Source organism: Salipiger sp. HF18 (assembly GCF_011806505.1).
Lineage (GTDB): Bacteria > Pseudomonadota > Alphaproteobacteria > Rhodobacterales > Rhodobacteraceae > Salipiger > Salipiger thiooxidans.
In genome coordinates this window covers 1-5,295 of record NZ_JAATOS010000286.1, presented here as the reverse complement: position 1 = coordinate 5,295, position 5,295 = coordinate 1, and the positions used below count along the sequence as shown (strand labels likewise).

Here is a 5,295-nt window from a genome sequence, read left to right as displayed (position 1 = left end):
TGTCGCGCCCGAGCTGGTCGGTGCCCAGCGGGTGGGCCCAGCCGGTCTTGGCGGCGCTGTCCCAGATCGCGGTGTAGATCGGGCGCATGTCCTTGGCCCGGATGTCGAGCTTCTGCGGATCCAGCGTCCAGAGCCACGGACCGGCAAGCACGCCGAGGGTGATGAAGATCAGGAAGAAGGCCCCGATCATCGCGCCCTTGTGCTTGCGGAACTGCTCCCACACGTCGCGCCACTTGGAGCGCGGCGGGGCCGAGGGAACCTTGTCCCTGAGCGCGCCCAGCGCGGCTGCGTTTTCGGCTTCGGCGAGGATCACGTCGTCCTGGGGGCTGTCAGTCATAGCGGATCCTCGGGTCGAGCAGGCCGTAAAGGATGTCTGCGATCAGGTTGAAGAGCACGATGAGGAACGCGAAGATGAAGGTCAGCGTCATCACCATCGGCAGGTCGTTGGCGAAAAGGGCCGTGATCAGCAGCTGACCGATGCCGTTCACCTTGAACACGTTCTCGGTGATGATGGCGCCGCCGAAGATCGCGGGCACGCCCAGCGCGATCACCGTCACCACGGGGATCATCGAGTTGCGCAGCACGTGGACCATGACCACCACCGCCTCGGATAGGCCCTTGGCGCGCGCTGTGCGCACGTAGTCCTGGTTGAGGTTGTCGAGCATCGAGGCCCGCATGTAGCGCGACAGCTGCGCCGTGGTCTGCAGCGCCAGCACCATGACGGGCATGATCATCTGGCTGAGCTGGAACTTGAAGCTCGCCCAGTCGCGCACGACGTGGGTGGTGTCGTAGATCGAGGGGAACCAGCCGAGGTAGACCGAGAAGACCACGATCAGCAGCGGGCCGGTGAAGAACGGCGGGATCGAGAAGCCGATCATGGTGATGAACGTCCCGGCCTGGTCGAACACCGAGTACTGGCGGTAGGCCGAGTAGATGCCGATGGGCAGGGCGATCAGCACGCCGACCACGTAGGACATGCCCACGACCCAGAGCGTCTGCGGAATCCGCTGCAGCACGATGTCCATCACGGGCGAGCGGGTCTGCCACGAGATCACCCGCAGCTCGCCGTTGTAGAGATGGGTGTCGGGCAGCCAGCCCAGCAGCCAGCTTTCGCGGGTCAGCCAGTCGATGAAGATCTTGGGTTCGATCCAGAACACCTGGACCAGCCACTTCCAGTATTGCACCAGCGGAGGCTCGCCGAGCCCGAGGGCCTGGCGCATCTTCTCCTTCACATCGGGCGGAACCGTCAGCGGCACCTGCGCCATCGGGTCGCCGGGAGCGAGTTGCAGCAACATGAAGATCACGAAGCTGATGAACAGCAGCGTCGGGATCGACAGAACCAGTCTTCGCACGGCAAAGGTCAGCATGGGCGGGTCTCCGGGCTCAGTGCGGGGGCTGCGGGTGGCAGGCGATCTGCCCGCGTGCCGGTAACCGGCACGGGATCGGCATGCAACCGGCGATCTGCGGTTGCCCGGTGGTGAGTGGGATCTGGATCACCGTGTCTCCGATTTCGGTCTTGAAGGGGAATTGCGTTGGGGCGGTGCCGCGGCGCGGTCCGGCGTCCGAGACGGGCTCGAGGAGGTGCCGTGGGCCTGGCGGGCGTGGGGGACGTCAGGCGCGGGGCGCCGGGACAGCGGGCGCGGGATGCGTCCGGGACGTCGCACGGGGGCGTGCGGTCGGGGGTCCAGAGGTCTGCGTCCACGGGGAGCCTTCCGGAAGAGGGCGCGCCCCCGCGAGAGGGGCGCGCCGGTGTCAGGCGATCAGCCGTCGATGCGGTACCAGTCCGCGGCGTTCCAGAGCTCGGAGTCCCAGGTGTTCAGGACTACGCCGCCGAGGCTGTTGGAATGCGCCGACACGCGGCCACGGTCGACCAGCGGAACGATGGTCATCGTTTCCTTGGTGATGATGTCGTTCAGCTTCTTGGCGATCTCGCCGCGCTTCTCGAGCTCGCCGGTCTTTGCCAGCTCGTCGAGGAGGGCGTCGTACTCTTCGTTGCAGAAGCGGTTGATGTTCTCGCCCTGCCATTGCGAGGACGGCTTCGGCTCGTTGCCGCAGCGGTACATCTGCAGGTAGGACTGCGGGTCGGTGCCGTCGAAGTTGTTGGCGTACATCTCGACGTCCGCGTAGAACTTCTGGAAGGTGTCGGGCGAGCCCGGGTCACCGCCGAAGAACACCGACGAGTCGACGTTGCGCAGTTCGGTCTCGACCCCGATCTCCGACCACCACTGCTTGATCAGCGCCTGGAAGTCCTGGCGCACGGCGTTGGTCGACGACTGGTAGAGCAGCGAGAGCTTCATGCCGTCCTTGTCGCGGATGCCGTCGCCGTCGCTGTCGGTCCAGCCGGATTCCTCGAGCAGCGCCTTGGCGCCCTCGATGTCCTGGGTCAGGCATTCCTCGTTGTCGGAGGCATAGAGCGCCGGCGCGGGCACGAGGTTGCAAGTCGGGCGACCGGCCTGACCATAGCCGATCTCGGTCAGCAGCGCGCGGTCGATGGCCATCGACAGCGCCTTGCGGACGTTGAAGTCCGACAGGATGGGGTGCGGATGCGCGACGGTCGACCGCTCGCCTTCCGGCAGGTCCGGGGACGGGTCGGTCATGTTCATCTCGAGGCGCTCGACCAGCGTGCCAAAGGCCGAGACCGGGGTGCCGGAGCCGCCTTCTGCCATGGAGGCAAGCACGTCGGGTGCCAGCTGCAGGTTCCAGGCATAGTCGAACTCGCCGGTCTGCAGGACGGCGCGGGCCGCCGATTCCGCGTCGCCGCCGCCCTTGAGGGTCACGGTCGCGAAGGCGGGCTTGGCCGGGTCACGGTAGTTGGGGTTGGCCGAGAGCGAGATCACGTCGTTGGGCTTGAACTCGTCGACCACGAAGGGGCCGGTGCCGATCGGGTTGAAGTTGGCCTCGGTGCAGGTCGACGCCGCAGCGCCGGTGCAGTTCTCGAACTGCGCTTTCTGCAGGATCGGGGACTGGCCGCCCATGAACGGGCCGTAGGGGTTCGGCATGGGCTCGTCGAAGTTCACCACGACGGTCAGATCGTCGGGGGTGTCGATCGAGGCGATGTGGTCGAACTTGGCGAGCTGCGCGCAGCCGCCCTCGGGATCCATGCAGTAGTCGGCGGTGAATTTCACGTCCGCCGAGGTCACCGGGCTGCCATCGGACCACACAAGGCCTTCCTTCAGCTTCCAGGTGATCGACTTCAGGTCCTCGGCCACGCCGCCGTTCTCGACGGTGGGGATCTCTTCCGCCAGGAAGGGGACGAGCTCGCCGGTCTCGGTGTAGCGGCCCAGCGGTTCGAGTACGAGCGAAGACGCCTCGATGTCCTTCGTGCCACTCGAGAGATAGGGCGTCATGATCGAAGGCGCCTGCCAGTAGATGATGTTCACATGCCCGTCCTCGCCGCGCTCGGCGAAGGCAGCTGGTGCCAGTGCGGATGTCGCAACCGCTCCGAGCAAGAGGGTCTTGAGGGTCATAGCTCTCTCCTTGTTGGGCTCCCCGGTCCGATACGAACCAGTTTTTTGGTCTTGGGAGGGGGAATCACCTTTTCGACCCGGACCTTTGATTGGCTCGTCCGGACCGGCTCCCGATCCCCCTTCGTGTCGCCAATCGAAACAGAACATCCGGAAATTGCAAGCACTGCCTTGGCGGAAAGCATTGGCGGGGTTTGACACTACCAAGACACTGCCCGTCGCGTTTGCACTCGAAAGTCAGGAGAGCATGCATGCTGGACAACCCCATCGCCCGTATCGAGAAGCTGCGGGTCGAATTCGAAACAAAGGACGGCACCGTTGCAGGTGTCGAAGACGTCAGTTTCGAGGTCGGGCCGGGCGAAACCGTCGCCATCGTGGGGGAATCCGGGTCGGGCAAGTCGGTGAGCTCGCTGACGCTGATGCGGCTGATCGAGTTCGGCGGCGGCACCATCGCCAACGGCCGGCTGCTGTTCGACCGCAAGGACGGCGGCGAGATCGACCTCGCTGCCGCCGAGCAGGACCTGATGCGCACGATTCGCGGCAACGAGATCGGCATGATCTTCCAGGAGCCGATGACGGCCCTGAATCCGGTCTTCACCGTCGGTCGCCAGCTCACCGAAGGGTTGCGCGTTCACCGCGGCATGAGCCGCGACGAGGCCGAGGAACGGGCGCTCGATCTGCTCAAGCAGGTGCGCATCCCCGAACCCGAGCGGCGGCTCAAGCAGTACCCGCACGAGCTCTCCGGCGGCATGCGGCAACGGGTGGTGATCGCTATGGCGCTGGCCTGCAAGCCGCGCCTGCTGATCGCCGACGAGCCGACCACCGCGCTCGACGTGACGATCCAGGCCGAGATCCTCGCGCTGATCGACCGGCTCAAGCGCGAGACCGGCACCGCGGTGATGTTCATCACCCACGACATGGCGGTGGTGGCGCAGATGGCCGACCGCGTGGTCGTCATGTTCCGCGGCAACAAGGTCGAGGAAGGTCCCGTCGCGCAGATCTTCGAGAACCCGCAGCACCCCTACACCAAGGCGCTGCTGGCGGCGGTGCCGAAGCTCGGCGAGATGACCGGCAAGGCGCTGCCCGAGCCGATGAAGCTGCTCGGCCGCGACCAGGGCGAGATCAAGCCGATCCCCGGCACCGACACGCCGCTGCTGACCGTCGAGGGGCTGACCACGCGCTTCCCGGTCAAGGGCGGCTTCTTCCGCCGCACCGTCGCCAACGTGCACGCGGTCGAGGACGTGAGCTTCGTGCTGAACAAGGGCCAGACCCTGAGCCTTGTGGGCGAATCCGGCTGCGGCAAGTCCACCTGCGGGCGCTCGATCCTGCGGCTGGTCGAACCGCTGCGCGGCAAGGTCGATCTCGATGGCACCGACGTGATTGGGCTGGGCCCCAGCATGCTGCGCGACGAGCGCCGGCAGATGCAGATGATCTTCCAGGATCCCTTCGCCTCTCTGAACCCGCAGATGCAGCTCGCCGACCAGGTGGCCGAGCCCATGCGCAACTACGGCACCCATTCGGGCTCCGAGATGACGGACCGCGTGGCGATGCTCTTCGACCGGGTGGAGCTGCCGCGCAGCTTCATGCGCCGCTTCCCGCACGAGCTCTCGGGCGGCCAGCGCCAGCGCATCGCCATCGCCCGCGCGCTCGCGCTGAACCCCAAGCTGATCGTCGCGGACGAGGCGGTCTCGGCGCTCGACGTGTCGGTGCAGGCGCAGGTGCTGAACCTGATGATGGAGCTGCAGGCCGACCTGGGGCTGTCGTATCTCTTCATCAGCCACGACATGGCCGTGGTCGAGCGGGTGAGCCACAAGGTGGGCGTGATGTACCT

3 protein-coding genes and 1 pseudogene are annotated in these 5,295 nt (G+C 66.0%); 1 reads left to right on the top strand and 3 read right to left on the bottom strand.

Annotated features, from left to right (window positions below; genetic code table 11):
- From HC022_RS18590 to HC022_RS18580, 3 genes and pseudogenes are all read right to left on the bottom strand, one after another.
- Positions 1 to 337 (bottom strand): annotated as a pseudogene (locus HC022_RS18590) (ABC transporter permease); the annotation flags it as partial.
- Positions 330 to 1,367, bottom strand: a complete 1,038-nt coding sequence (locus HC022_RS18585) for an ABC transporter permease (protein ID WP_167453417.1) — start codon at positions 1,365 to 1,367, stop codon at positions 330 to 332. The pseudogene HC022_RS18590 and the gene HC022_RS18585, both read right to left, overlap by 8 nt.
- A 393-nt stretch (positions 1,368 to 1,760) precedes the next feature.
- On the bottom strand, positions 1,761 to 3,467 hold the full coding sequence (locus tag HC022_RS18580) for a peptide ABC transporter substrate-binding protein (RefSeq protein ID WP_167453416.1): 1,707 nt from the start codon (positions 3,465 to 3,467) through the stop codon (positions 1,761 to 1,763).
- Positions 3,468 to 3,715: 248 nt separating this feature from the next.
- Here HC022_RS18580 and HC022_RS18575 point away from each other — a divergent pair.
- The coding region (locus HC022_RS18575; protein ID WP_167453415.1) for an ABC transporter ATP-binding protein at positions 3,716 to 5,295 on the top strand (1,580 nt) is incomplete at its 3' end.

Excerpts from the sequence above, each read along its gene's own strand:
- HC022_RS18585 (WP_167453417.1), bottom strand. The coding sequence starts at position 1,367 with ATGCTGACCTTTGCCGTGCGAAGACTGGTTCTGTCGATCCCGACGCTG.
- HC022_RS18580 (WP_167453416.1), bottom strand. The coding sequence starts at position 3,467 with ATGACCCTCAAGACCCTCTTGCTCGGAGCGGTTGCGACATCCGCACTG.